22 protein-coding genes are annotated in these 24,735 nt (G+C 61.7%); 15 read left to right on the forward strand and 7 right to left on the reverse strand.

Annotated elements, in window-relative coordinates; genetic code table 11:
- Positions 1 to 52: 52 nt before the first annotated feature.
- Positions 53 to 1,384, forward strand: a complete 1,332-nt coding sequence (locus P3T18_RS10625) for a GTP-binding protein (RefSeq protein ID WP_429299854.1) — start codon at positions 53 to 55, stop codon at positions 1,382 to 1,384.
- Positions 1,385 to 1,503: 119 nt separating this feature from the next.
- Here P3T18_RS10625 and P3T18_RS10630 read toward each other — a convergent pair whose 3' ends face one another.
- The gene (locus P3T18_RS10630; RefSeq protein WP_006050811.1) at positions 1,504 to 1,782 is read right to left on the reverse strand and encodes an HU family DNA-binding protein; all 279 of its coding nucleotides are present in this window, start codon (positions 1,780 to 1,782) and stop codon (positions 1,504 to 1,506) included.
- 415 nt (positions 1,783 to 2,197) lie between these two features.
- Here P3T18_RS10630 and mnmC point away from each other — a divergent pair, with 415 nt between their 5' ends.
- The 7 genes from mnmC to P3T18_RS10665 all read left to right on the forward strand — a co-directional run bounded on the left by mnmC (position 2,198) and on the right by P3T18_RS10665 (position 11,479).
- Positions 2,198 to 4,171, forward strand: a complete 1,974-nt coding sequence (mnmC, locus tag P3T18_RS10635) for a bifunctional tRNA (5-methylaminomethyl-2-thiouridine)(34)-methyltransferase MnmD/FAD-dependent 5-carboxymethylaminomethyl-2-thiouridine(34) oxidoreductase MnmC (RefSeq protein ID WP_429299855.1) — start codon at positions 2,198 to 2,200, stop codon at positions 4,169 to 4,171.
- Positions 4,172 to 5,047: 876 nt separating this feature from the next.
- Positions 5,048 to 6,253: a cation:proton antiporter gene (locus P3T18_RS10640; RefSeq protein WP_429299856.1), complete on the forward strand. Its 1,206-nt coding sequence runs from the start codon at positions 5,048 to 5,050 to the stop codon at positions 6,251 to 6,253.
- A gap of 119 nt (positions 6,254 to 6,372) precedes the next feature.
- A complete protein-coding gene (locus tag P3T18_RS10645; protein ID WP_429299857.1) occupies positions 6,373 to 7,488 on the forward strand; it encodes a YbdK family carboxylate-amine ligase in 1,116 nt (371 codons plus the stop codon).
- 547 nt (positions 7,489 to 8,035) lie between these two features.
- Positions 8,036 to 8,674, forward strand: coding sequence for a MarR family winged helix-turn-helix transcriptional regulator (locus tag P3T18_RS10650; protein ID WP_429299858.1), 639 nt, complete (start codon positions 8,036 to 8,038; stop codon positions 8,672 to 8,674).
- Between the two features lie 127 nt (positions 8,675 to 8,801).
- Positions 8,802 to 9,515 (forward strand): glutamine amidotransferase, encoded by a 714-nt coding sequence (locus tag P3T18_RS10655; protein WP_429299859.1) that lies wholly within the window; start codon positions 8,802 to 8,804, stop codon positions 9,513 to 9,515.
- Between the two features lie 91 nt (positions 9,516 to 9,606).
- Positions 9,607 to 10,719, forward strand: coding sequence for an NADH:flavin oxidoreductase/NADH oxidase (locus P3T18_RS10660; protein WP_429299860.1), 1,113 nt, complete (start codon positions 9,607 to 9,609; stop codon positions 10,717 to 10,719).
- Between the two features lie 220 nt (positions 10,720 to 10,939).
- Entirely contained in the window at positions 10,940 to 11,479 is a 540-nt protein-coding gene (locus tag P3T18_RS10665) for an SET domain-containing protein (RefSeq protein ID WP_429299861.1), read from the forward strand.
- 59 nt (positions 11,480 to 11,538) lie between these two features.
- Here P3T18_RS10665 and P3T18_RS10670 read toward each other — a convergent pair whose 3' ends face one another.
- Both P3T18_RS10670 and P3T18_RS10675 read right to left on the reverse strand, forming a co-directional pair.
- The gene (locus P3T18_RS10670; RefSeq protein WP_429299862.1) at positions 11,539 to 13,041 is read right to left on the reverse strand and encodes a sensor histidine kinase; all 1,503 of its coding nucleotides are present in this window, start codon (positions 13,039 to 13,041) and stop codon (positions 11,539 to 11,541) included.
- A 134-nt stretch (positions 13,042 to 13,175) separates the two neighbouring features.
- Positions 13,176 to 13,862, reverse strand: coding sequence for a response regulator (locus P3T18_RS10675; protein WP_013590077.1), 687 nt, complete (start codon positions 13,860 to 13,862; stop codon positions 13,176 to 13,178).
- A 160-nt stretch (positions 13,863 to 14,022) separates the two neighbouring features.
- On the opposite strand from P3T18_RS10675, the gene P3T18_RS10680 reads away from it, so the two are divergent.
- The gene (locus tag P3T18_RS10680; protein WP_429299863.1) at positions 14,023 to 14,247 is read left to right on the forward strand and encodes a DUF3717 domain-containing protein; all 225 of its coding nucleotides are present in this window, start codon (positions 14,023 to 14,025) and stop codon (positions 14,245 to 14,247) included.
- A gap of 96 nt (positions 14,248 to 14,343) precedes the next feature.
- Here the strand turns inward: P3T18_RS10680 and P3T18_RS10685 are convergent, their stop codons facing one another.
- Positions 14,344 to 14,634 carry a 4a-hydroxytetrahydrobiopterin dehydratase gene (locus P3T18_RS10685; RefSeq protein ID WP_429299864.1) on the reverse strand — a complete coding sequence of 97 codons (291 nt, stop codon included), beginning with the start codon at positions 14,632 to 14,634 and terminating at the stop codon, positions 14,344 to 14,346.
- A 102-nt stretch (positions 14,635 to 14,736) separates the two neighbouring features.
- A complete protein-coding gene (gene phhA, locus P3T18_RS10690; protein ID WP_429299865.1) occupies positions 14,737 to 15,627 on the reverse strand; it encodes a phenylalanine 4-monooxygenase in 891 nt (296 codons plus the stop codon).
- 148 nt (positions 15,628 to 15,775) lie between these two features.
- Here phhA and P3T18_RS10695 point away from each other — a divergent pair, with 148 nt between their 5' ends.
- Positions 15,776 to 16,267 (forward strand): Lrp/AsnC family transcriptional regulator, encoded by a 492-nt coding sequence (locus P3T18_RS10695; RefSeq protein ID WP_429299866.1) that lies wholly within the window; start codon positions 15,776 to 15,778, stop codon positions 16,265 to 16,267.
- A gap of 74 nt (positions 16,268 to 16,341) precedes the next feature.
- On the opposite strand, the gene P3T18_RS10700 is transcribed toward P3T18_RS10695, so the two are convergent.
- Both P3T18_RS10700 and P3T18_RS10705 read right to left on the reverse strand, forming a co-directional pair.
- A complete protein-coding gene (locus P3T18_RS10700; RefSeq protein ID WP_429299867.1) occupies positions 16,342 to 16,878 on the reverse strand; it encodes a class IV adenylate cyclase in 537 nt (178 codons plus the stop codon).
- A gap of 263 nt (positions 16,879 to 17,141) precedes the next feature.
- Positions 17,142 to 18,041: a LysR family transcriptional regulator gene (locus P3T18_RS10705; RefSeq protein WP_429299868.1), complete on the reverse strand. Its 900-nt coding sequence runs from the start codon at positions 18,039 to 18,041 to the stop codon at positions 17,142 to 17,144.
- 131 nt (positions 18,042 to 18,172) lie between these two features.
- Here P3T18_RS10705 and P3T18_RS10710 point away from each other — a divergent pair, with 131 nt between their 5' ends.
- The 5 genes from P3T18_RS10710 (at position 18,173) to P3T18_RS10730 (ending at position 24,666) form a co-directional block, all read left to right on the forward strand.
- Positions 18,173 to 19,711: a CoA-acylating methylmalonate-semialdehyde dehydrogenase gene (locus tag P3T18_RS10710; protein WP_429299869.1), complete on the forward strand. Its 1,539-nt coding sequence runs from the start codon at positions 18,173 to 18,175 to the stop codon at positions 19,709 to 19,711.
- 105 nt (positions 19,712 to 19,816) lie between these two features.
- The gene (locus P3T18_RS10715) at positions 19,817 to 21,517 is read left to right on the forward strand and encodes a GMC family oxidoreductase (protein WP_429299870.1); all 1,701 of its coding nucleotides are present in this window, start codon (positions 19,817 to 19,819) and stop codon (positions 21,515 to 21,517) included.
- Between the two features lie 311 nt (positions 21,518 to 21,828).
- Positions 21,829 to 22,608: an ABC transporter ATP-binding protein gene (locus P3T18_RS10720; protein WP_429299871.1), complete on the forward strand. Its 780-nt coding sequence runs from the start codon at positions 21,829 to 21,831 to the stop codon at positions 22,606 to 22,608.
- Positions 22,605 to 23,363, forward strand: a complete 759-nt coding sequence (locus P3T18_RS10725; RefSeq protein WP_429299872.1) for an ABC transporter ATP-binding protein — start codon at positions 22,605 to 22,607, stop codon at positions 23,361 to 23,363. Before P3T18_RS10720 ends, P3T18_RS10725 begins: the two co-directional genes overlap by 4 nt.
- An 88-nt stretch (positions 23,364 to 23,451) precedes the next feature.
- Positions 23,452 to 24,666, forward strand: a complete 1,215-nt coding sequence (locus P3T18_RS10730; RefSeq protein ID WP_429299873.1) for an ABC transporter substrate-binding protein — start codon at positions 23,452 to 23,454, stop codon at positions 24,664 to 24,666.
- The last annotated feature ends 69 nt before the right edge of the window (positions 24,667 to 24,735 follow it).

Consider the following 24,735-nt stretch of genomic DNA (forward strand, 5'->3'; position numbering starts at 1 on the left):
GACTACCCCGAGCCCGGCACGCCTTCCTTTCCTCTAGCTTTTCCGTACCGCGATGAACCAGCCGCTATTGCCCGTCACCGTGCTCTCCGGTTTTCTGGGCGCCGGCAAGACCACGCTCCTGAACCACATCCTCGCGAACCGCGCCGGCTTGCGCGTGGCCGTGATCGTCAACGATCTGGCCGCCGTCAACATCGACGCCACCCTCGTGCGCGACGCAGCCGAGCTTTCGCATGTCGAGGAGCAGCTCGTCGAGTTGTCCAATGGCTGCATCTGCTGCACGCTGCGTGACGATCTGTTGATCGAGGTCAAGCGCCTCGCCGCGGAGCAGCGCTTCGACGCGATCCTGATCGAATCGACCGGCGTGGCCGAGCCGATGCCGATCGCTGAAACCTTCACCTTCGTCGACGATGACGGCAGTTCGCTGTCCGATGTCGCCCGTCTCGACACGATGGTCACGGTGGTCGACGCGTTCAACTTCCTGCGCGACTACGGTTCGGCCGACGCGCTCGCCGAGCGTGGCATCGCCGCGACCGAAGAAGACGACCGCACGCTGGTCGAATTGCTCATCGAGCAGATCGAATTCTGCGACGTGCTGGTGGTGAACAAGGCCGATCTCGTCAGCGCCGACGAACTGACCCGGCTGCAGCGCATCCTTAACCGCATCAACCCGCGCGCCGTGCAGGTCGTGGCCCGCTTCGGCGCGGTGCCGCTCGCGGAAGTGCTGAACACGGGGCGTTTCGATTTCGACGAAGCGTCGAGCGCGCCGGGCTGGCTGGCTTCGCTCGACCATCAGCACGAGCATCACCATCACGGTGAGGCGGACGAGTTCGGCATCGGGAACTTCATCTACCGGGCGCGCCGGCCGTTCCATCCCGAGCGGCTATGGGCGCTGTTGCACGAGGAATGGAAGGGCGTTCTGCGCAGCAAAGGCTTCTTCTGGCTGTCGACGCGCAACGACATCGCGGGTTCGCTGTCGCAGGCGGGCGGCGCTTGCCGGCATGGTCCGGCGGGCATGTGGTGGGCGGCGCAGGATCGCAGCGAATGGCCGGACGGCGACGACGAACTGACTGCCGAAATCGCCGCCGACTGGCATGGCGATCCGAATGATCTGAGCATCGGCGACCGGCGTCAGGAACTGGTGATGATCGGCGTGGGCATCGATCCGGCGATCTGGCAGGCAAAGTTCGACGCCTGTCTGCTGACCGACGCGGAATATGCGCTGGGACCGCAAGGCTGGCAGCAGTTCGCCGACCCGTTCCCGGTCTGGGATTTCGACGAAGACGACCACGACCACGACCATGATCATCACGGTCACGATCATGGGTACGACCACAGTCACGGCCACGATCACGGCCATGGTGAAATCGTGCATCGTCACGACTGATGCAGTGGGGCAGGTCCGCATGAGGCCTGCCGCGTTATGGTTCACGCGGCAGGCTTCAGAAATCGCGGACGAAAAAAAACCCGCCATCGGCGGGTGTCAACTGCCAGGCAGTAATCTGCTTAGCGCTTGTTGACTGCGTCTTTGAACGCCTTGCCAGCCGTGAACTTGACGGTCTTGGCAGCCGGGATCTTGATAGTCTCGCCGGTCTTGGGATTGCGACCCGTACGCGCCGCGCGCTTGCCCGAACCAAAGCTACCGAAGCCGATCAACTGTACCGCGTCACCCTTCGACACAGACTTCTTGATCACTTCAAGCAACGTGTCCAGCGTTTCACCGGTTTGAGCCTTGCTGGCGCCCGTCTGACCTGCGACGGCGTCGATCAGTTCCTGTTTGTTCATTAAGGTTCCTTTCTGAGTTTAGGTTGACACGAACAGCGCGAACGCGCCGATTATACGTGCGCGGGCCGCGCCGTCGAGCAGCTGCGGCTCCGGATCCCCTCCGGACAATGAGCGTCGGGCAGTTGACTGCCCGTCGGCCGTGCTGCCGCTCCCTTTGCGGCGCTTGCTATGATAGCGCAGCGCAAACCCAATCAGGATAAGGGTTTCGTAGAATTACGCGGTTCCAGGGCCGATACAGTAAGGAAATTGCTATTTTTGCGGTTTGCCGGCTCCAACCAAGGGCTGAAACCCAGTACGGACGGGGCTTGGCGTTGGTTTTTGCCAACGTTTGGCGCGTCTTTTTCGCCGCCTGGCGAGTCGCGCGCGTGGGCGGTAACGCTAGAGCGTCCATTCGAATGCCAATTCGCCTTCGCGCATGACCGATCCGCTGATCCCCGCCGTCCTCGCATTCCGCGACAACGGAACGCCTTATTCGCCGCGTTACGACGATATCTATCACAGCGCCGTCGGCGGTCTGGAGCAGGCGCGCTACGTCTTTCTGCAAGGCAATTCGCTGCCGCAACGCTGGCAGAACCGGCGCATTTTCACCGTGCTCGAGGCCGGCTTCGGCATGGGCATCAACTTCCTCACGACCTGGGCAGCCTGGCGCGCCGATCCGGCGCGCTGCGAGCGCCTGCATTTCGTATCGATCGAGAAGCATCCGTTTACTCAGAGCGATTTGCGCGAGCTTTACGCCGCGACGATTTCCGATCCGGAAATCGCAGCGCTTGCCGGCCTGCTGGCCGACGAGTGGCCGATGCTCGTCCCCGGCGCGCATCGGCTCGAATTCGAGAACGGCCGGGTCACACTTACGCTGATTTTCGCCGACGCCGCGGAAAGCCTGCCAGCATTGAGTTTAAGCGCCGATGCGTTCTATCTCGACGGTTTCTCGCCGGCCAAGAATCCCGAACTCTGGACACCGGCTATCTTCAAGGCGCTGGCGCGAATGGCTGGCGAGGGCGCGACTTTCTCGACCTGTAGCAACGCCGACGAGATCGAGCGAGCGCTCACGCAAAACGGCTTTGTGTACCAAAAAATAGACGCCTTCGGCGGGAAACGGACGATGCTCGCCGGGCACTTCGCGCCGCGCTGGCGCGTGCGTCGCTACGAGCCGCCGGCGCCGGCGATGATCGGTGAACGGCATGCCATCGTGGTCGGCACCGGGCTCGCCGGCTGCGCGGTGATCGAACGGCTGGCGGCTCGCGGTTGGCGCGTGACCTCGCTGGAACGGCATCCGCAGGTCGCGCAGGATGCGTCGGGTAATCCGGCGGGCGTATTCCATCCCATGATTTCACGTAACGACAGCGTCGCGTCGCGCGTCACGCGAGCAGGCTTTCTGTACACGCTCCGGCGTTGGGCGGCGCTCGAACGGTCCGGTTATTCGCTGCGGCGCGGTGCGCCCGGCCTTCTGCAGATTGCGGCGGACAACGACGAAGCGCGCTCGGTGAGCGAAGCCATCGCCGCTTTCGACTATCCCGCCGACTACGTCACGCCGCTCTCGCTCGCGGATGCGCAGCACCTCGCCGGTCAACCGCTCGAGCGAAGCGGCTGGCTGTTTCCTCACGGCGGATGGATCGATCCCGCTTCGCTGTGTGCAGCGCAATGCGCGGCGGCCGGCGCTGCACTCGAACGCCGCTTCGGCATCGACGTCGGCCGTATCGAGCGATCGGACGCCGACGGACTATGGACCGTGTTCGATCGCGCCGGGCAGACCGTGGCGCGCGCGCCGGTCGTGATCGTGGCCACCGCTCACGATGCCGCGCGCATCGCCGGGTTGAACTACGCGCCGACCCGCAGTATCCGCGGACAACTGAGCCTGCTGCCTGCAGGAAGCGTTCAGCCGCTCGCAATGCCGGTCATCGGCGAAGGCTATGCCGTGCCGCTCGACAGCGGCGTGACGCTGACCGGCGCCACCTATGAACTCGACGATCCCGACACCACGCTGCGCCCGGATGGTCATCTGGAAAATCTGCTGCGCGTGGCGCAAATGCTGCCCGCGTTCGCCGACGCCGCCACGCCGGATCGAACGGCAGGGCTCGACGGACGCGTGGCCTTTCGCTGCGTCACCAGCGACCGCATGCCGATGATCGGAAACCTCGCCGACGAAACCGCGGCAATACGCGACGCCCAGCGTCTGCGCGGCGCATGGCCGCTCGATCTGCCACGCGCCGAGGGTCTCTACGGCGCATTCGCATATGGATCGCGCGGCCTGGTTTGGGCCGCGCTCGGCGCAGAATTGATCGCCTCGCAAATCGAAGGCGAGCCTTGGCCGATCGAACGGGATCTGGCAGAAGACATCGATCCCGCGCGCTTTCTGCTGCGCGCATTGCGGCAAGGCACCGTCGGCTGAATACAGTCGGCCACCAGGTTAACTCACAGTTTTCGCAGCGAAGTTATCCACCGTTTCTTGTGGATAACCGCTCTGTTAACACGCAAAACTCGTGTGGAACCGTTGTGGACGTAAACGGGGTAACTCGGCGACCGGGCAAAAGCGCCAAAAGTTACCCTCGGCTACCCGCTGCGAGCGCACATGCTGTGCATCCGGTTATGCCGCCGGCAAGTTAATGATTCGTTTCGGTAAACAGAGGTTATCCACAGAAACCGAGGCAGCTTGTTAACTGTTACTACGTATACATACAGTAAACCTGTAAACAGAAAGACCGAAGGTCGATCGCGCTCATCAGTTCGTCAAACCGATAAGAAAACCGGGCAGACGGGAGGTCGAATGGTTTTGTTTCTTTGACCCGAAAAGCACATCTGCCTGGTTCAATCTACGATGGCCGAACGCCAATTGATCGCGTAAAACGGTCGCTTTTTCCTCGTCTTGCGAAGATAACGTACGTTTTTACCGTTTTGTCAGCATGTTCGTGTCTTTTCGGTCGAGCCTGAAAAAGCTATGGCACAATCGCCGTTCTTTCCGCGTCGTGCCTCGCCTCTAGCGGCGGCACGCGCACCAACGGAACGGTGTCGCGCAATCAGAATCTGATTCAAAGCGGCGGCGTTCTTTCACCGTGCCGCGCCGGTAGCTACGGCCGCACCTGGAATGCGCCGTGCTCCTGGCAGCTGCGGCGCATTCAGATCATCCGATCGTTAAAAAATCGCAAGGCCGGTCACGCGAGACGATCGCGACGGTGAGCGCGCAGCGCGCTTGTCCGTTCGCCGGTGTTTGCGCCGGTCCATGTCGTCTGTGTCGTCCGCCGTTGCCGCAAAAGGAGAACCCAACATAATGAAGTCGGCGTTTTCATTTTTTCCAGCCTGGCCACTGTCGCCCGACGCCATTTTTTGGGCTGGTCTAGCATTGCTCGCCGCCGGTCTGTGCGGTGAACTCTGTTATCGCGCGTGGCGCTTGCCGCGTATTTCGGGTTATGCGGTCATCGGTCTGATTGCCGGCGCGGCCGGTTCGGGCGTGATCGACGCGGATTCCGCCAGCGCCGCGCGTCCTTTGCTCGACGTCGCGCTCGGTCTGCTGCTGTTCGAACTCGGCAGCCGACTCGATCTGCGCTGGATTCGCCGCAACCCGTGGCTGATCCTGTCGAGCGTCGCCGAAGCCACGCTGACTTTCGCGCTCGTTCTGCCTGTGCTGCTGTTCCTCAACGTCCCGCTGATGGTGGCCACGGTACTCGCCGCTATCGCCATGGCGACGTCGCCGGCCATGGTGATCCAGCTGAAAACCGAGTTGCGCGCGGAAGGGCAGGTTACGCAGCGTCTGCTGACCTTGACCGCGCTGAACAGCATGTATGCCGTGGTGATCGAAAAGCTCGTGTCGAGCTGGTTGCATCAGGAGGTGTACGGCAACGTCTTCGCGACGATCCTTCAGCCGCTTTATCTGCTGGTCGGCTCGCTCGTGCTGGCCTATTTGCTCGCGCGAACCTGCACGTTTTTCTATCGCCGTTTGAACATGCAGGACGAGCACTCGTTCGTCGCGTTGTTCGGCCTCGTTCTGCTGGCCATCGCGGTTGCGCATCTGTTCAAGCTGTCCACGATTCTCGCGTTGCTGGCAGCCGGCATCATCGTGAAAAACCATGAAGCGCGTCCGCAGTTGTGGCCGCAGCATTTCGGCACGGCCGGCTGGTTGTTGACCGTGATTCTGTTCGTGCTGACGCTCACGTCGTTCGAATGGAAAGACATTGCGCTCGGCGGCGTTGCGGCGCTCGGGCTGATCGTTGCCCGGCTGGTCGCGAAGGTGGTGGGCGTCATGGCATTCGCCAAACCTAGCGGCCTGAACTGGAAGCAGGGCATAGCGCTCGGTTTATCGCTATCGCCTATGTCGGCGATGGCCTATCTGCTCGTCGACGACACCTACAACCTGTATCCGAACTTCGATCCGCAATTGCGCGCCATCGTGATGTGCTCGATTTTCGTGCTGCAGATTCTCGGGCCGTGGCTCGTGTATCGCAGCCTCGCGCTGGTGAACGAACGGCGCGAAGAGTAAATGTGAAAGAGCGTTAGCCGGCACGCAAGGCGTGCCCGCCCAACTCATCCGATTCCAAAACGGCCGGTGCGTGCCGCAGCAATGCCGCACTCACCGGTCCTCCTGACTCAGGGGACGTCATGTCACTCGAACCCTTCATCGATTCGAAACCGTTCACCTTCGGTGTCGAACTCGAGATGCAGATCGTCAATACGCACGACTATGATCTGACCAAAGCCGGATCGGATCTGCTGCGTCTCATCAAGGACGAAAAAATCCCCGGCAATATCACGCCGGAAATCACCGAAAGCATGATCGAACTGTCGACCGGCATCTGCACGTCGCACGAGCAGGCCGTCACCGATCTGCGCAAGATTCGCGACACGCTGGTTTCCGCTGCCGATCATCTGAACGTCGGTCTATGCGGCGGCGGCACGCACGCTTTCCAGCAATGGAGCGAACGGCAGATCGTCGACACACCGCGTTTTCAGTATCTGTCGGAGTTGTACGGCTACCTTGCCAAGCAATTCACGGTGTTTGGTCAGCACGTGCATATCGGCTGTCCTGATCCGAACAGCGCGCTGTATCTGTTGCACTCCATGTCGCGCTTCATTCCGCACTTCATCGCGTTGTCCGCGTCGTCGCCGTTCGTGCAGGGCGTCGACACCGGTTTTCATTCGGCACGCCTGAATTCCGTGTTCGCCTTTCCGCTTTCCGGACGCGCACCGTTCGTGCTGACGTGGGACAGCTTCGAGGAATATTTCTCGAAGATGGTCCACACGGGCGTGGTCAACAGCATGAAGGATTTTTACTGGGACATCCGGCCGAAGCCGGGTTTCGGCACGATCGAAGTGCGCGTGATGGACACGCCGCTTTCAGTGGATCGCGCCGCGGCGATCGCCTGCTACATTCAAACGCTTGCCCGCCACTTGTTGCTCGACAAACCGATCACGCCGAAGGAAGACGATTACCTCGTGTACACCTTCAATCGTTTCGAGGCGTGCCGTTTCGGGCTGGCGGGCAACTGCATCAACCCGCAAACGAGCGAACGCAAGACGATTTCCGAGGACATCCTCGAAACGCTCGATCTGATCGCGCCGCATGCCGAAGCGCTGGGATCGGGCAACGCGCTTGCCGAAATCGGCGCGATTGCGCGCGGTCAGGTCAACGACGCAACCTGGCTACGCGGTGTATTCGAACAGGAAAAGTCCTTGCACGAAGCTGTCAGACAGCAATGTTTGCAGTGGAGGGCGTAAGCGCGCGACTGGCGGCTTGCCAGGAACCGTAAGGAAACCCGCTTCGGCGGGTTTTTTTTCGTAATTAATTTTTCGACCTTTTCCAGATCGAAGCCCTTCAGGTTTTTAGATAATTTACGTATACAAACGTAGTAGTAGTTAACAAGCCTTGCATCAGCCTGTGGACAACTGAATAATTCCCTGAAAAGTCAAAGTGCTGCGTAAACCATAACTACGCGGTTCCGCAGCACTTTTCCGGCGGTAAACAAGGATAACTTCGAGTGACGTAAACGGTGCCCGGCCGCTTATCAAGAATCGGCGCACAAGCCGTCCCCCGGTTTTCCCGCGGTTATCCACAGCTCGCGTTGGATAAGTTAGCTGTACGATTCTCTGCTCTCGCATAGAATGTCGTTTTTGTCGCCGGACTTGGACGGCGACGAATTTTGAGATAGTCGCAAACCGTCTCGTCTTGCGTATCGGACGAGGCTACCCCACACAGGCTACGGGCGTGTTCGGCATGAGGTTCGCCGGCATGGCTCGAAAGCTGTAAATAAACTAATCGAAGATTATGAGCGAAGGCGTATACGGAGAACAGGCAACCGGGCGAGTGACCCACAGCCTATTGCGACTGAGCACGGCGATGCGTAGCCAGGCTTGGGAATGGGCGGAGGGCGCGGGCCTCACGCCGACTCAGGGCGAAATTCTCGTCCTGTTGATGCAACGGAAAGGCCCGATGCGTCTCGGCGAAATCGCTCGCGAAACAGCCCTGACCGCCGCGACCACCAGCGACGCTGTCAGCACGCTCGAAACCAAGGGTCTGGTAGAAAAGCGCCGTGCACTCGACGACGGCCGCGCACTCGCGGTTCGCCTCACGGCACGTGGCCGCACCGCCGCCAAGCGCGCCGCGCAATGGCCTGACTTCCTCGCGAAGGCAGTCGGCACGCTGCGTGACGACGAACAGGCCATCTTCTATCGCACGCTGCTCAAGACCGTTCATCAGCTCGAAGCGCAGGGCACCATTCCCGCGCACCGCATGTGCCTGACCTGCACGCACTTCGAACCGAGCAAGAATCCGAAGAAGACGCCGCATCAGTGCGCGTTGCTCGGCATGAAAATGTCGGACACGGATCTGCGTCTCGATTGCTCGGTGTACGAAACCGCAGACGTCGCCACCCAGAAAAAGACCTGGAAGATCTTCGCCCAATAAGGCGTCTTCTTCCGCAGCGATCCGCTACACTGCGAAGCCAGCCCGGCAGATGGTTCGTTCCATCAGCCGGGCTCTTCGACGCCGCGTAGCGGCAACTGTTTAGTCAACCTGAAGGTGGAACAGGCTGATGAATCGCGAAGTTCTGGCCATTCGCCATGTGCACTTCGAGGATCTGGGCAGTTTTGAACTGGTGCTCGGCGAACGTGGCCGTCCGGTTCGCTATCTCGATGTCGGCTTTGCCCGTATTGAGGCGCCGGATCCCGTTGCCGCTTCGGTCATGGTGGTGCTCGGCGGTCCGATCAGTGCCACGGACGACGCGCTATATCCGACGCTCGTCCCGCTGCTTGCCATGATCGAAAAGCGCATCGCGGCAGGTTTGCCTACGCTCGGCATCTGCCTCGGCGCCCAGCTGATTGCGCGTGCGCTCGGTGCGCGGGTGTATCCCGCCGGCCACACCGAACTCGGCTGGACACCGCTCACACTCACCGACGCCGGCCGCGCGTCGCCGGTACGTCATCTGGATGGCGCGCATACGTCGATGCTGCATTGGCACGGCGACACCTTCGATCTCCCGGACAACGCCACGCGCCTCGCGTCCACGCCCGCGTGCGAAAACCAGGCGTTCGCGTGGGGTAATCACGTGCTCGGTCTGCAATGCCACCCGGAGATTCGCGCCGATCGTTTCGAACCGTGGCTGATCGGCAATGCAGGCGAACTCGCCGGTCACGGTATCGACGCACGCCGTCTACGCGCCGAAACCGCGCAGTGGGGCCCGGCGCTTGAGACGGCCGCGCGCCGCATGTTCGGCGAATGGCTCGACGGCTTCGAGCCGAAGCCCTGAGCGGCACGCATCGTTCCAGCCGGTCTGGTCAGCACTAATTCACCTGCGGTGCTATGCTCGTCCGCTCCTGGGTTTCTACTGGACACAACTCATGAGCGCGCTTTTTTCTCCGCTCACGCTGCGCAGCGTGACGCTTCCCAACCGTATCGTCGTGTCCCCCATGTGTCAGTACTCCGCCGACCGCGGCGAGGCGACCGCATGGCACATGATCCACCTCGGCAGTCTCGCGTTGTCCGGTGCCGGCTTGCTCTGTATCGAGGCGACCTCGGTGGAGCCGGACGGCCGCATCACGCCGGGCGATCTCGGACTGTGGGACGACGTGACCGAAGCAGCGCTGGTGCCCGTGCTTGCGGCTATTCGCAAGCATTCGCACATTCGCGTGGCGATGCAGTTGTCGCATGCCGGCCGCAAGGCGTCGAGTCATGCGCCATGGGAAGGTGGCCAACTGATCCCGGTGTCGCAAGGCGGCTGGTTGCCGCACGCGCCGTCGGCGTTGCCGCATAAGGCTGGCGAAGAGCCGCCGCTCGCGCTGGACGCGCCGGCGCTCAACCGGATTCGCGAGGCGTTCGCCGCTTCTGCGCGGCGTGCTGCGCGCCTTGGCATCGACGCGCTGGAAGTGCACGCGGCGCACGGTTATCTGCTGCATCAATTTCTCTCGCCGATCGCCAATCAACGTACCGACGACTACGGCGGCTCGCTTGAAAACCGCATGCGTTTTCCGCTCGAAATTTTCGACATCGTGCGTGCCGCGTTTCCCGCCGACAAACCGGTCGGCGTGCGCGTCTCGGCGACGGACTGGGTCGAGGGCGGCTGGACGCTCGAAGATACGATCGCGTTTTCGCAGGAGTTGAAAAAGCGCGGCTGCGACTGGATCGACGTGTCGTCCGGCGGGGTCTCGCCGCTGCAAAAAATTCCGCTCGAGCCGGGCTATCAGATTCCGTTCGCGAGGGCCGTCAAGCAGGCGACCGGGCTGACCACCATCGGCGTGGGTCTGATTACCGATCCGCTGCACGCAGAGCAGTTGATCGAAGCCGGCGACGCCGACTTGATCGCACTGGCGCGTGCGCTGCTCTACAACCCGCGTTGGCCGTGGCATGCGGCCGCGCAACTCGGCGCAACGGTCGAGGCGCCGCCGCAATACTGGCGTTCGCAGCCGCGCGACCAGAAAGCGCTATTCGGCGACATTTCGTTCGGACAACGGTGAAGCGCGTCGCACGGCTCGCGTGATCACGTCATTTTGACGGTTGAACGAAGCTGTCTTGAACGTGTAGGATGCCGGATGTGGCGCATGAGCGTCGCAAGTCGACGCGGCGCTCGCAAGGCGCCGCGTTTGCTATCCGCGTCAGAAAAAGCGGCGCGTCAGACGCGGGCGTTTCTGGCGGTTGCCGGAACTTCACCCCCAGTTCTTCACAAGGATTCGTTCAATGAGTTCACGCAGGATCGCCGTGCGCCGTTCGGGAGTGCACGGCAAAGGCGTGTTTGCCACCGAGCCGATTGCGGCGGGCGAACGGCTGATCGAATACAAGGGTGAGCGCATCTCGTGGAAAGAGGCGTTGCGTCGTCATCCGCACAATCCTGACGAGCCGAATCACACGTTCTATTTTGCGCTCGACAGCGGCAAGGTCATCGACGGCAAAGTCGACGGCAACAGCGCACGCTGGATCAACCATTCGTGTGCGCCGAACTGCGAAGCGGAAGAAATCGACGGGCACGTCTACGTCCACGCTTTGCGCGACATCGCGGAAGGCGAGGAGGTCTTTTACGACTACGGCCTCGTGATCGACGCACGTCAGACGAAGAAGCTGAAGAAGGAATACGAATGCCGCTGCGGCGCGCGCAAGTGCCGCGGCACGATGCTGGCGCCGCCGGAAAAAGAAAAAGGCTCGAAGGCTTCGAAGGACGCCGACAAAGCGGAGAAATCCGCAAAAACCGTGAAGAAGGCGAAAGCCGCGAAGAAGAAATGAAAAACGGGCCGTCTCGCATTCGTGCAGGGCGGCCCGTTTGTAACTGGTGACAGCAGGAATCACATATCGATCGGCGCCGAGAGCGCCGTTTTTTTCGCCTGACGTGGCACGTCGTTCTCGGGCTCGACATTCACGCTGATCGGCACGAGCGGAATACGCACGATGAAGCGGGCGCCGCCTTCCGGCGCGTCTTCGTAATGCACGCTGCCACGATGCAGCACCATGATGTCGTGCACGATGGCGAGACCGAGACCGGCGCCGCTGTCGACGCCGCTTTCGCTCTGCCCGTCACCACGGAAGAAGCGCTTGAACAGATCGGCTTGCTGATTGAGCGGCACGCCGGGTCCGTTGTCTTCCACGACGATCTCGGCCATGCGCAGATTGTCGATCGTGGTTTGCGAGACCGTCACGGTGATGCGGCCGCCGTCGTAACGCGATGGCGGCACGTATTTCAACGCGTTATCCAGCAGGTTGGCGATTACCTCGTGCAGCAGCACCGGGTTGCCGCGCGCGGTCAATGGATGATCGTTCGCTGGGTCGTCGAGCCGCTGGAAGCCGAGATCGATGTGGAAGGTGAGCGCACGCGGCACCCATTCGGCGCCGGTATCGAACGCAAGCGCCGCCATATCCACGTTGACGAAACGTGCCGCCTGTTCGCCCGGCTCGGCGCGTGCCAGCGAGAGCAGCTGATTCGACAGACGCACCGCGCGGTCCGCCGCGGCGCGCAACTCGCGTACGGCAACAAGCGTCTGCTGCGGATCGCGCGCCACCACGGCCTGTTCCGCATGCAACTTGACCGCGGTGAGCGGCGTGCGCAATTGATGCGCGGCGTCGGCGATGAATTTACGCTGACCGTCGAGCGCGGTTTTCAGGCGATCGAGCAGGGCGTTCAGCGCGCCCGTCAGCGGACGAATCTCGACCGGCACGTAAGTTTCGTCGACCGGTTCGAGCGACGTGTGCGTTTGACGGTTCAGCGAGTCGGCGAGGTCGGTGAGCGGATTGAGCTGCTGATTGACCACGCGCCACACGATCACCCAGCCGGCCAGCAGCAGCAACAGCAACGGCATCATGATCGCGACCAGAAACTCGGCGGCAATCTGGAAACGGTGATGAACCGGCTGGCCCACTTCGACCACGATCGGATTACCCGACGGCTGATCGACCCGTACCTGAGCCACCCGAACGGTCACGCCTTCGTGCTGCGTTTCGAATACGTACGCATAGTGCATGCGGCGCACGCTCGTGCCTTGCAGCGGCAGATTGTGATCGCCGGCAATTTCCGTTTCACCGTTGCTGATCCGGTACACGAGCTGTTCGACCGGATCGGAGAACATGGCTTGCGCGAGCGGCGGCACGGTGACTTTGGCATTCGGACCGGCAATCTGGATCTGCTTCGAAATCGCGGTGGCGAGATCGGCCAATGAACGGTCGACCACGTGCTGCGTGTATTGCCACGCGAGCCAGTAGGCGATCAGGCCGCTCATGAGCGCGAGCAGGGAGAGGGGAGCAGCGAGGCGCCGCAACAGCGTGCGGCGCAGACTATTGGCGGCCGGCTGGGGCATGATCGAACGCGCGGGAAAGAGGCAACGGCGCGGGGCGCCGTGAAATTCCGCCGATGCCGGCGAAGTGCGCACCGAGTGCGCGGCGCCGGCCCGGCGCCGTCAGGCCGCAAGATGCATCGCGGCCTTCGTGACGATTATGCGGCTTGACGGATTTCCTGCAACAGGTAACCGAAGCCACGCACCGTGACGATCTCGACACGGCAGTTTTCCAGCTTTTTGCGCACACGGTGGACGTAGACTTCGATCGCGGTGTCGCCGAGATCGCCGCCGAAATGCGTGAGGTGGTCTTGCAGTTGCGCCTTGCTGACCACGCGGCCATGACGCAGCAGCAGCATTTCGAGCACCGCGAATTCGCGCGGCGACAGTTCGAGCGGCTTGTCGTCGTTGAAGATACGACGATCGACGCCCGACAGACGCACGCCACCCAGCGACACTTCCGGACGCGGCATGTCGCCGTGCGGACCGCTGCGGCGCATCACTGCGCGAATACGCGCTTCGAGTTCGGTGGGTTCGAACGGCTTCAGCATGTAGTCGTCGGCGCCGGAGTTCAGGCCTTGCACGCGGTCGTTCAGTTCGTCGCGCGCGGTGAGAATGATCACCGGCGTGTGACGATTGCTCTGACGGAAACGCGAGAGCAGCGTCATGCCGTCGATGCCGGGCAGACCCAGATCGAGGATCACGAGCTCGTGGCGGTTTTGCGTGAGGGCCTGCTCGGCGAAAATGCCGTCGTGGACCATGTCGACGGTGAAGCCGGCTTGTTCGAGACTGCTTTGGATGCCGCGTGCGATGGGGCGGTCATCTTCGATCAGAAGGAGTCGCATGGATTTCGCTCAAGTACAATGGGTTAGGCGTTTGGGCAAGCGGTTCGCCGGGGCGCCTGCTGCACAGCCAACGTGCGGTGTGGTCTTGCCGAACGGCTTGAACCGGCCACGAACCGACTTTCGAGCAGCCTGACAGCGCCCGTCTTGCGATCACGCAATCATGTCCGAGATAACCATTCACGAACTGGAAGCCGCGATCAACTTCTGGCGTGCCCGCTCACCTTCGAGCGGCGACGAACTCGTTCTGTGCAAGGAGGCAAGCGCGCTCTCCAAGCCGTATGCGCTGATGATTGTACAGCGTCAGCAGACGCTATCGCCGGATCGTTTAGACGGGTTTGCCAGGCAAGCCTGGGAATCTTACGTGCACCTTAAGAATAGCCTGTAAGACTGAAGGCTTGAACACAAACTTGCCTGCATTGCCCTTTCATCAGTATCGAATTGCACGCTGAAAGCGGGTCCGGCCGCAACTTCTGAGTTTGTATTAAGCGGTAATACTATTAATGAAGCGGGCGAGTGTAATGTCGCGCTCGGTGATGCCGTTGGCGTCGTGCGTCGACAGCGTGATGGCCACCTTGTTGTAGACATTGAACCATTCCGGATGGTGGTCCATTTCCTGTGCCTTGATCGCCACGCGCGTCATGAAGCCGAACGCTTCGTTGAAATCGGCGAAGTTGAACTCGCGCTGGATGGCGTCGCGGTCGGCCACGCTTTGCCAGCCGTCGAGCTGGCCGAGTTGGGTGGCGCGGTCTGCTGAACTCAGTTTCTGAATCATGGTGCTACCTCGTGTGATCGGAACCGGCGCGCCGGTGGACGCGCGCATCCGCTATTTTTTCACGGATGCGCGACGTCGGCTGAATCGAGTCGGTTTGCCGGATCAGACGTCGCCGTCGGCCAGCCAGCCTTCCTGCGAACCGCGCGTGAGGATACGGTCGTCGGCCAGCACGTCGCCGGCGGAGAAGGCGGGCAGCGCGGTCAGCCTGGCGAGCAGCGGCGCAAAGTCGGTTTGCGCGACGTTGAACAGCTGGGCGAAGTCGTCGATCACGAAATAGGTCTTCTGGAAGGAGTCGATGCGATAGCGCGTGCGCATCACGCGCTCCAGATCGAAGCCGAGCCGGTTCGGCGCGGCGCTCTGCTGGCTGTAGATCGTCTCGCCCTTGCTCGACACGATGCCCGCGCCGTAGATGCGCACGCCGTTCGGGCTGGCCGCGTCGCGAATCAGGCCGAACTCCACCGTGTACCAGTAGAGCCGCGCGAGAAGCGGCAGGGCGCCGGCATCGTCGGCGGCGAGCGCGGCGCGGCCGTAGGCGTGCATGTAGTCGGCGAACACGGGATTGATCAGCAGCGGCACGTGACCGAAGAGATCGTGGAAGCAATCTGGTTCCTGGAGGTAATCGAGCTGGTCGGGACGGCGCATCCACCAGGTGACGGGAAATCGGCGATTCGCCAGATGCTCGAAGAACACCTGATCGGGCACAAGGCCCGGCACGGCGACGATCTGCCAGCCGGTCGCGGGCGTGAGCTTCGCGTTGATTTCGTCGAACGACGGCACGCGGTCAGTCGGCATGGCGATCCGTTCCACGCCTTCCAGAAACTCCGCGCACACGCGGCCATCGAGAAGCGCGGTCTGGCGCGCATAGAGTTGGCGCCACACGGCGTGATCGACGGCGCCGTAGCGCTCGTACGGTTGGTCGATGGTGAAATCGGCGCGGGTTTCGAGGCCGGCGTCGAACTGTTCCTTGAGTTTTGCAGTATTGGCTGTGGACATGATGCTGCCGCGATCTAAATGCATTCGTGGTAATGATTGAATGCAAGTGTAGTGCGGCGCACACGCGGGAAGGGCGCAAAGATGGCATTCCACGCCTTAAATATGCAATAATCGTGCATGTAAAGACGATTATTTGCGGATTTCAATCATGCTAGAACTGGATCACTTCGATCTCGCGCTGCTCGACGTGTTGCAGCGCTTCGGCCGGGCCACGCATCAGCAGTTAGCCGAACAGGTGCCGCTGTCGCCCTCGCAGATCGGGCGGCGTTTGCAGCGGCTGGAGCAGGTCGGTGTGGTCGACGGTTACCGCGTGGTGCTGCGCCCCGAGAAGCTCGGGCTTGGCGTGACGGCTTTCACCAGTCTGAAACTGAAGCACCACGGCGATTCCATCATCGAACAGTTTCAGCAGCAGATCGACGTGCTGCCCGAGGTGCTGGAGTGTCATGCGGTGGTTGGCGACGCAGATTATCTGTTACGCATCGTCGCGCCGGATTTGAACTATCTGTCCACCTTCGTCATGAAAAAGCTGATGCGCGTGCCGGGTGTCGACAGCGTGCGCTCGAACATCGTGCTGACCACTTTCAAGCGAAACGGCCCGTTGCCGCTCGGGCATCTTTCGCCGGGCGCAGCCACTGCCTGAGCGTGGCCGCTGCCTGTTGCCCTGAAATGGCGGTCGCCGAAACGGGGGCGCCGTACAACCGCCGCTGCTGATTTTTATGCGGCCTGCTTAGGCTCGCTCTCGGCGTTGAGCAGATCCACGTAAGCCACGGCCACCAGATCCGATTCCGGCACGCCAAGGGTGGCGAACATGGCGTGGGCTTCGGCGTGTCCGCCTTCTTCGTCGTCGTCCTGGGCGAGGAGCACTTCCAGTTCGACGAAGTCGCCCAACCCATCGACACGGTCCAGATGGATCCGCGTGCGGCCCGTCAGGTACACATGCCGTTCCTTCGTGACGATGCCGCGCGTGGTCAGCGCCGTGGCAAGGAGCGAATGCATCGCTTCCGGGTTGGTCACCGGGCTGCGCGTGTAGTACGACGCTTTCGGGCCGTCACGATCGTCGCGTTGATAGAAGATCAGTTCGGCCGGCGTGCCGTCGTCGAACTGGCGCAGCTTGAGGCGGCCACGCGGCACGTCGTAGAAAAAGTCCTGCTGGCGGAAGATCAGCGGCGCGTCGGTGGCGAGTTGGGCCGCGCGTTCGCGCAGCTGCTCGAAATGCTGGGCGCGGGCTTTGATTTCGATGTTGCGTGCCATGTCAGGCTCCTGTCGAGGAATGGAGTGATCGGCAGCTTCCGGTGTTGCCGGGGCGAAGCTGCCGGGAAGGACAAAGTCAAACGGAACAGAAAACGATGCGGGGCCGGCGCGTGAGCGCGAACCCTCAATCTAACAAAAAGTGCGTGACGTTGTAGTTTCACGTGCGAGCCGGTTACATCACGCGTCGGGAAGGGCGGCTGACATGAGGGCGCCTTATCATGCGAGCGAGGCAAGCCTCGCGGGCGGCCGGCTTCAGTTGCGGCTCAGGTCGCCCATTGCTGCTCGATCAGCTTCAACGCGGCGGCGATCGCCGGCTCTTCCTTGCGCGTGTCGAGCGCGATGAAACTCAGCTGCGTCGGCACCGTAATGCCTTCGACGATGGTCAGCGCGTGTGCATGCGCTTCGGCAATGGCGGTGGCGTCGCGCGCCAGCGTCAGCCCGACGCCCGACTTCACCAGATCGAGCATCGACGGCTCCTGATCCACCTCGGCCACCTTCACCGGTTTCACGCCGGCTTCGGCAAAGCGCCGCGACAGCAGACGGTTGTGCGCGGAAGCCGGCGGCGTCCAGATCCACGGCAGCGCCGCGAGCGAGGCCCAGTCGCGCATGCCTTTCACGCGATCCTTCCAGCCGGCCGGCGCCAGCACGCGATACTGGAAGTGCGTCAGGGTGACGGCGTGGAAAGCCAGTCCGTCGCGTGTGTCGTCGTCGGACGGCTCGCCGATGTAGTAGCCGACATCCAGCTCACCTGCGCGGATCTGCTCCAGCACCCAGCCCGACATGCCGTGCCGCAACGCGGTCTCGATGTGCGGCCACGTCTCCACCAGTTGCCGCAGGAAGCCGCCGAGGCGCAGGAACGCGGGGTCGAGAATCGTGCCGATTCGCAGTCGCCCGCGTACTTCGTGACGAAGCGAGGCCGCGGCGCGCTGCACGTCGCGGGCGGCGCCCAGCGCGCGTTCGGCATGCGGCAGTAACGCCTGACCGTCGCGCGTCAGCGAAAGGCCGTGCGAGGTTCGCGTGAACAGCGTCACGCCGAGCGTCTCCTGCAGATGCTTGATCTGCAGACTGACGGCCGGTTGCGTCAGATGAAGTTGCACTGCAGCACGCGTGAGGTTTCCCTCGCGTGCCACCGTGACGAATGCCCGAAGCAGAGTCAGATCCATATCCTGATATTAGCGCGCCTTATAGCGCAGTTGAGCATTACTCATTGGATTTGTCCGCGGGATGCGCCGTACGCTTGCGTTTATCACGCCGGATACGTCCGGCAGAAGACTTCCCATCATGAGGACTGGAAATGAGCGAGACATATCAGGACAAGGCCGTCCGTAGCGAAGCGGGCGTTCAGGCGCTGACCCATTTCATCGGCAACAGGAAGGTCGAAGGCGCGAGCGGCCGTTTCGGCGACGTCTTCAATCCCGCGCTCGGCAGCGTGAGCGCGCGCGTGCCGCTGGCGAGCGTGGCCGAAGTCGACGCGGCGGTTGCCGCTGCGAAGGCCGCGTTTCCCGCCTGGAGCGAAACGGCGCCGATCAAACGCGCGCGCGTGCTGTTCAAGTTCAAGGAATTGCTCGACCGTCACCACGACGAACTGGCGGAACTGATCACGCGCGAACACGGCAAGGTGTTCTCCGATGCGAAGGGCGAAGTGATGCGCGGCATCGAGATCGTCGAGTTCGCGTGCGGCATTCCAAATCTGCTGAAGACCGACTTTACCGATCAGATCGGCGGTGGCATCGACAACTGGAATTTGCGTCAGCCGCTCGGCGTGGTCGCCGGCATCACGCCTTTTAATTTTCCGATGATGGTGCCGTGCTGGATGTTTCCGGTGGCGATCGCATGCGGCAATACGTTTGTGCTGAAGCCTTCGGAGCGCGATCCTTCCGCATCGAACCGGCTTGCCGAATTGCTCAAGGAAGCAGGTTTGCCCGACGGCGTGTTCAACGTCGTGCACGGTGACAAGGTCGCCGTCGACGCGCTGCTTGCTCATCCCGATGTGAGCGCGCTGTCGTTCGTCGGATCGACGCCGATCGCGGAATACATCTACACGGAAGGCACGAAGCGCGGCAAACGCGTGCAGGCGTTGGGCGGTGCGAAGAATCACCTGGTGGTGATGCCCGACGCCGATCTCGATCAGGCCGTGGACGCGTTGATCGGCGCTGCGTACGGTTCGGCAGGCGAGCGCTGCATGGCCATTTCGGTGGCCGTCGCGGTCGGCCATATCGCGGACGAACTGATCGAGCGACTCACACCGCGCGTGAAGAGCCTGAAGATTCTCAACGGCATGGAATCGGAAGCCGAGATGGGACCGCTCGTGACCGCGGCGCATCGCGAGAAAGTGGCGGGCTATATCGACGCCGGTGTCGCGGCGGGCGCGAAGCTGGTGGTCGACGGACGCGGTCATCGTGTGGCGGGACACGAGGACGGTTTCTTCCTCGGCGGCACCTTGTTCGACGACGTCTCCACCGACATGAAGATTTATCGCGAAGAGATTTTCGGTCCGGTGCTGTGCGTAGTTCGCGTGCCGGATTTCGCGTCGGCAGTCGAGCTGATCAACGGCAACGAGTTTGCCAATGGCGTTTCGCTGTTCACCTCCGATGGCGGTGTGGCGCGCGCGTTCTCGCGGCAAATCCAGATCGGCATGGTGGGTATCAACGTACCGATTCCCGTGCCGATGGCGTGGCATTCTTTTGGCGGCTGGAAGAAGTCGCTGTTCGGCGATCACCATGCTTATGGTGAAGAGGGCGTGCGGTTCTACACGCGCTACAAGAGCATCATGCAGCGATGGCCGGACAGCATTGCAAAGGGCGCGGAGTTCACGATGCCTGTTGCCAAATAAAGTTTGTGCCGTCGACGGCCAGTTGTTTTGCAGGGCCTATGAATGGATTGCAGGCCCCGAAACATCAGCCGCGTTGCAAGCATAAAACGCCGGGAGACAAAACAAATGACTGACGCCAAAGCTCGCCGTCTGGAAGGCGAATTCGATTACATCATTGTCGGTGCCGGCACGGCGGGCTGCGTGCTCGCCAATCGACTGACGCAAGATCCGGATATTCAGGTCCTCCTGCTCGAAGCCGGCGGCAAAGACGATTACCACTGGATTCACGTGCCGGTCGGTTACCTCTATTGCATCGGCAATCCACGCACGGACTGGCTCTATAAAACGCAGGCCGAAGCGGGTCTGAATGGCCGCGCGCTTTCCTATCCACGCGGCCGGGTTCTGGGCGGCAGCTCGTCCATCAACGGCATGATCTACATGCGCGGTCAGCGTGAAGATTACGACGAGTGGGCACGCGTAACCAACGACGCATCGTGGTCGTGGAATTCGGTGTTGCCTGTCTTCAAACGCAGCGAAGACCATCATGCCGGTGCGAGCGAATCGCACGGCGCGGGTGGTCCGTGGCGCGTCGAGAAGCAGCGCCTCAAGTGGAAAATACTCGAAGAGTTTTCGAAGGCCGCGCAACAGGCCGGCATTCCGGCAACCGACGACTTCAATCGCGGTGACAACACCGGCGTCGGCTATTTCGACGTCAATCAGAAACGCGGTATTCGCTGGAACGCATCGAAGGCATTCCTGCGACCGGCGATGAAGCGGCCGAACCTCACGGTCATCACCGGCGCGCATACGCAACGCGTCGTGTTCGAAGGACGGCGTTGCATCGGCGTGGAGTATCGCGGCGACGGCGTCGACTATCTCGCGAAAGCACGTTGCGAAGTTGTCCTGAGTTCGGGCGCGGTCAACTCGCCGCAATTGCTGGAACTGTCTGGTATCGGCAACGGCGAGCGTCTGCGCAATCTCGGCATCGACGTGGTCAGCGATCTGCGCGGCGTGGGCGAAAATCTGCAGGACCATCTGCAGTTGCGCATGGCCTATAAAGTGGATGGCGTGCGCACGCTCAACACGGCGTCCGCGCATTGGTGGGGAAAATTGCTGATCGGCATGCAGTACGCGTTTTTTCAAAGCGGCCCGATGTCGATGTCACCTTCGCAACTCGGCGCGTTTGCCAAATCCGATCCGCAAGACCGCTCGATCACGCGGCCGGACCTCGAGTATCACGTGCAGCCGCTTTCGCTCGATCGCTTTGGCGAACCGCTGCATCGCTTCAATGCGTTCACGGCATCGGTGTGTCAGTTGCGACCCACTTCGCGCGGCAGCATCCACATCGAATCCGCCGATCCTTCCGCTGCGCCGCTGATCGCGCCGAATTACCTGTCCACGGATTACGACCGTCACGTTGCCGCCAACGCGTTGCGTCTTACGCGGCGCATTGCCGAAGCGCCGGCGTTGTCGCGTTATCGGCCGCAGGAGATTCTGGCGGGCATCCAGTATCAGACAGAAGAAGAACTGCGGCAGGCGGCGGGCGCGTTGGGCACGACGATCTTCCATCCGGTCGGCACCTGTCGCATGGGGACGACCGACGACCCCGGCGCGGTGGTCGACAATCGCCTACGAGTGATCGGTGTCGACGGTCTGCGCGTGGTCGACGCGTCGGTCATGCCCAATATCACCTCGGGCAATACCAATTCGCCGACGCTGATGATCGCCGAACGCGCCAGCGAGATGATTCGCGAAGACCGGCGCTCCCGCGTTTCCGGTGCCACCGCGGCGCAGGCCGGCGCGGAACGCACTATGTCCGCGGTGTGACAGCCGCGCTCGCCACCGTGTCCGATTTGCACGGGTTCTGATCGGACACGGTGGCGCAGGTCTTTCCCGGCGCGCGCTGACATACTGTGTCGACACCGCTGCACGCGTCTTCCTCTAAGTGCAAATCCCAATGAATGCGCTGCATCATTGGCGCGACAATGGCAGCCATGCTGCGTGTCGCGCCAGGGATTACCGTCCGTATTGGTGCAGCACGCCAACGAGCGGCCAAGGGGTGCCGCCGTCATAAAAAGTCGCGCAGCGGTTCGCGCGGAAGATCGTAATGCTTCGCCTTACTCCGTATGGAAGGGAACATGATTCTCGGCGATACGATTCTCGAAACGCGCGGCCTCACCCGTGAGTTCAAAGGCTTTATTGCCGTGAACGGGGTGAACCTGCGCGTGCGCCGTGGTTCGATTCATGCGCTGATCGGCCCGAACGGGGCAGGCAAGACCACCTGCTTCAATCTGCTCACCAAATTTCTCGAACCCACTGCGGGCCAGATCGTCTTCAATGGCGTCGATATCACGAAGGAACGCCCCGCGCAGATTGCGCGCCGCGGCATCATCCGTTCGTTCCAGATTTCCGCTGTATTTCCACATCTGACGGCATTGCAGAATGTGCGCATCGGTTTGCAGCGTCAGCTCGGCACGGCTTTTCATTTCTGGAAGAGCGAGCGCAGCCTGCGTCAACTCGACGACCGCGCGATGGATCTGCTCACGCAGGTCGGCTTGACCGATTTCGCCGATGTGCTGACGGTCGAGCTTTCGTACGGACGCAAACGTGCGCTGGAAATCGCCACCACGCTTGCTATGGAACCCGAGTTGATGCTGCTCGACGAACCGACTCAGGGCATGGGCCATGAAGACGTCGATCGCGTCACGGCGCTGATCAAAAAAGTATCGAGCGGCCGCACCATTCTGATGGTCGAACACAACATGAATGTGATTGCCGGCATCTCCGACACGATCACCGTTCTGCAACGAGGCGAAGTGCTCGCCGAAGGCAGCTACGCCGAAGTGTCGAAGAATCCGCTCGTGATGCAAGCCTATATGGGCAGCGCCGACGCGGCGCTCGCCGGAGCCCACGCATGAATACGATGGCCGAGCACGAAAGTCTCGAAGTGAGCGGCACGGTTGGGGGTGCCCCCGCGCTGGAGATCGCGGGTTTGCAGGCATGGTACGGGGAGTCCCATATCCTGCATGGCGTCGATCTGACGGTGAATCGCGGCGAAGTCGTTACGCTGCTGGGCCGTAACGGCGCGGGGCGCACCACCACTTTACGCGCCATCATGGGCCTGACCGGCCGGCGCACGGGTTCGATCCGCATTGGCGGACGCGAAACCATCGACCTTCCCACGCATCGCATCGCGCACTGCGGCATTGGATATTGTCCGGAAGAGCGCGGCATTTTTTCGAGTCTGTCCTGCGAGGAAAATCTGTTGCTGCCACCGCCGGTCGGCGACAAGGCGCACATGATGTCGCTCGAAGAAATCTACGCGATGTTCCCGAATCTGCACGAACGCCGCATGAGCCAGGGCACGCGTCTGTCGGGCGGCGAGCAGCAGATGCTCGCGGTGGCGCGCATTCTGCGCACGGGCGCGAGTCTGCTGCTGCTCGACGAAATCTCGGAAGGTCTTGCGCCCGTCATCGTGCAGGCGCTTGCGCGCATGATCATTACGCTGAAAGAGCGCGGCTACACGGTGGTGATGGTCGAACAGAATTTCCGCTTTGCCGCGCCGCTCGCGGATCGTTTTTACGTCATGGAACACGGTGGCATCGTCGAACACTTCGGGGCGAGTGAACTCGAAACCAAGATGCCAGTGCTGCACGATCTGCTGGGCGTCTAGGTGAAACGCACGGCAAAGCAACGTTGAACGCAACCAGAAGCGCCCGATTGCCTCTGATAACCACAAGCGAAGAAACCAGGAGACAGGAATGAAAAAGAACCCACTCGCGCGGATTGCATCAGTTTGTTTCGCGGTCGCCGCCGGCGCCGCCCTCACGATGAGCAGCGCGCAAGCGGCCGACGATGCAGTGAAGATCGGCTTCATCACCGATCTCTCGGGACTGTACGCGGACATCGACGGACAGGGCGGCCTCGAAGCCATTCGTATGGCCATCGCGGACTTCGGCGGCAAGGTCAACGGCAAGCCGATCACGCTGGTCTACGCGGACCACCAGAACAAGGCGGACATTGCCGCTTCGCGCGCACGTGAGTGGTTCGACCGCGACGGCGTGGACATGCTGATCGGCGGCACGAACTCGGCGACGGGTCTGTCGATGAATACCGTGGCGGGTGAGAAGAAGAAGGTCTATATCAGCATCGGTGCGGGCGCCGACAATCTCACCAACGAGCAATGCACGCCGTACACCGTGCACTACGCGTACGACACGACGGCGCTCGCCAAGGGCACTGGTTCGGCCGTGACGAAGCAGGGCGGCAAGACGTGGTACTTCCTGACCGCCGATTACGCGTTCGGCAAGGCGCTCGAGAAAAACACCTCCGACGTGGTGAAGGCAAACGGCGGCCAGGTGCTGGGCTCGGTGCGTCATCCGCTGTCGGCGTCGGACTTCTCGTCGTTCCTGTTGCAGGCGCAGTCGTCGAAGGCGCAGATTCTCGGTCTGGCCAACGCGGGTGGCGACACGGTCAACTCGATCAAGGCGGCCAAGGAATTCGGTATCACCAAAACGATGAAGATCGCCGCGCTGCTGGTGTTCATCGACGACATCCACAGCCTGGGTCTCGAAACCACGCAAGGTCTCGTGCTGACCGACAGCTGGTACTGGAACAAGGACGCCAACACCCGCAAGTGGGCGCAGCGCTACTTCGACAAGACGCGCAAGATGCCGTCGAGCCTGCAGGCCGCCGACTACTCGGCGACCATGACCTACCTGAACGCAGTCAAGGCGGTGGGTTCGACCGACTCCGACAAGGTAATGGCGCAACTGAAGAAGACCAAGATCGACGACTTCTACGCGAAGGGCTACATCCGTCAGGACGGCAGCATGATCCACGACATGTATCTGATGCAGGTGAAGACGCCGGCCGAATCCAAGGAGCCGTGGGACTACTACAAGATCACCGCAACGATTCCGGGCGAACAGGCCTTTACGACCAAGGCCGAAACGCGCTGCGCGTTGTGGAAGTAAGTGTGGTTTCATAACCAGTCAATCGTTGGAGATGTCCTGCTGGCGGGATTCTGATTTCGCCAGTTTGGT

The organism is Paraburkholderia sp. GAS199, assembly GCF_050436585.1.
Taxonomy (GTDB): domain Bacteria; phylum Pseudomonadota; class Gammaproteobacteria; order Burkholderiales; family Burkholderiaceae; genus Paraburkholderia.

Bases quoted from the DNA above. Each gene is read 5' to 3' on its own strand.
- P3T18_RS10625 (WP_429299854.1), top strand. From the start codon at position 53: ATGAACCAGCCGCTATTGCCCGTCACCGTGCTCTCCGGTTTTCTGGGC.
- P3T18_RS10630 (WP_006050811.1), bottom strand. From the start codon at position 1,782: ATGAACAAACAGGAACTGATCGACGCCGTCGCAGGTCAGACGGGCGCC.
- mnmC (WP_429299855.1), top strand. From the start codon at position 2,198: ATGACCGATCCGCTGATCCCCGCCGTCCTCGCATTCCGCGACAACGGA.
- P3T18_RS10640 (WP_429299856.1), top strand. From the start codon at position 5,048: ATGAAGTCGGCGTTTTCATTTTTTCCAGCCTGGCCACTGTCGCCCGAC.
- P3T18_RS10645 (WP_429299857.1), top strand. From the start codon at position 6,373: ATGTCACTCGAACCCTTCATCGATTCGAAACCGTTCACCTTCGGTGTC.
- P3T18_RS10650 (WP_429299858.1), top strand. From the start codon at position 8,036: ATGAGCGAAGGCGTATACGGAGAACAGGCAACCGGGCGAGTGACCCAC.
- P3T18_RS10655 (WP_429299859.1), top strand. From the start codon at position 8,802: ATGAATCGCGAAGTTCTGGCCATTCGCCATGTGCACTTCGAGGATCTG.
- P3T18_RS10660 (WP_429299860.1), top strand. From the start codon at position 9,607: ATGAGCGCGCTTTTTTCTCCGCTCACGCTGCGCAGCGTGACGCTTCCC.
- P3T18_RS10665 (WP_429299861.1), top strand. From the start codon at position 10,940: ATGAGTTCACGCAGGATCGCCGTGCGCCGTTCGGGAGTGCACGGCAAA.
- P3T18_RS10670 (WP_429299862.1), bottom strand. From the start codon at position 13,041: ATGCCCCAGCCGGCCGCCAATAGTCTGCGCCGCACGCTGTTGCGGCGC.
- P3T18_RS10675 (WP_013590077.1), bottom strand. From the start codon at position 13,862: ATGCGACTCCTTCTGATCGAAGATGACCGCCCCATCGCACGCGGCATC.
- P3T18_RS10680 (WP_429299863.1), top strand. From the start codon at position 14,023: ATGTCCGAGATAACCATTCACGAACTGGAAGCCGCGATCAACTTCTGG.
- P3T18_RS10685 (WP_429299864.1), bottom strand. From the start codon at position 14,634: ATGATTCAGAAACTGAGTTCAGCAGACCGCGCCACCCAACTCGGCCAG.
- phhA (WP_429299865.1), bottom strand. From the start codon at position 15,627: ATGTCCACAGCCAATACTGCAAAACTCAAGGAACAGTTCGACGCCGGC.
- P3T18_RS10695 (WP_429299866.1), top strand. From the start codon at position 15,776: ATGCTAGAACTGGATCACTTCGATCTCGCGCTGCTCGACGTGTTGCAG.
- P3T18_RS10700 (WP_429299867.1), bottom strand. From the start codon at position 16,878: ATGGCACGCAACATCGAAATCAAAGCCCGCGCCCAGCATTTCGAGCAG.
- P3T18_RS10705 (WP_429299868.1), bottom strand. From the start codon at position 18,041: ATGGATCTGACTCTGCTTCGGGCATTCGTCACGGTGGCACGCGAGGGA.
- P3T18_RS10710 (WP_429299869.1), top strand. From the start codon at position 18,173: ATGAGCGAGACATATCAGGACAAGGCCGTCCGTAGCGAAGCGGGCGTT.
- P3T18_RS10715 (WP_429299870.1), top strand. From the start codon at position 19,817: ATGACTGACGCCAAAGCTCGCCGTCTGGAAGGCGAATTCGATTACATC.
- P3T18_RS10720 (WP_429299871.1), top strand. From the start codon at position 21,829: ATGATTCTCGGCGATACGATTCTCGAAACGCGCGGCCTCACCCGTGAG.
- P3T18_RS10725 (WP_429299872.1), top strand. From the start codon at position 22,605: ATGAATACGATGGCCGAGCACGAAAGTCTCGAAGTGAGCGGCACGGTT.
- P3T18_RS10730 (WP_429299873.1), top strand. From the start codon at position 23,452: ATGAAAAAGAACCCACTCGCGCGGATTGCATCAGTTTGTTTCGCGGTC.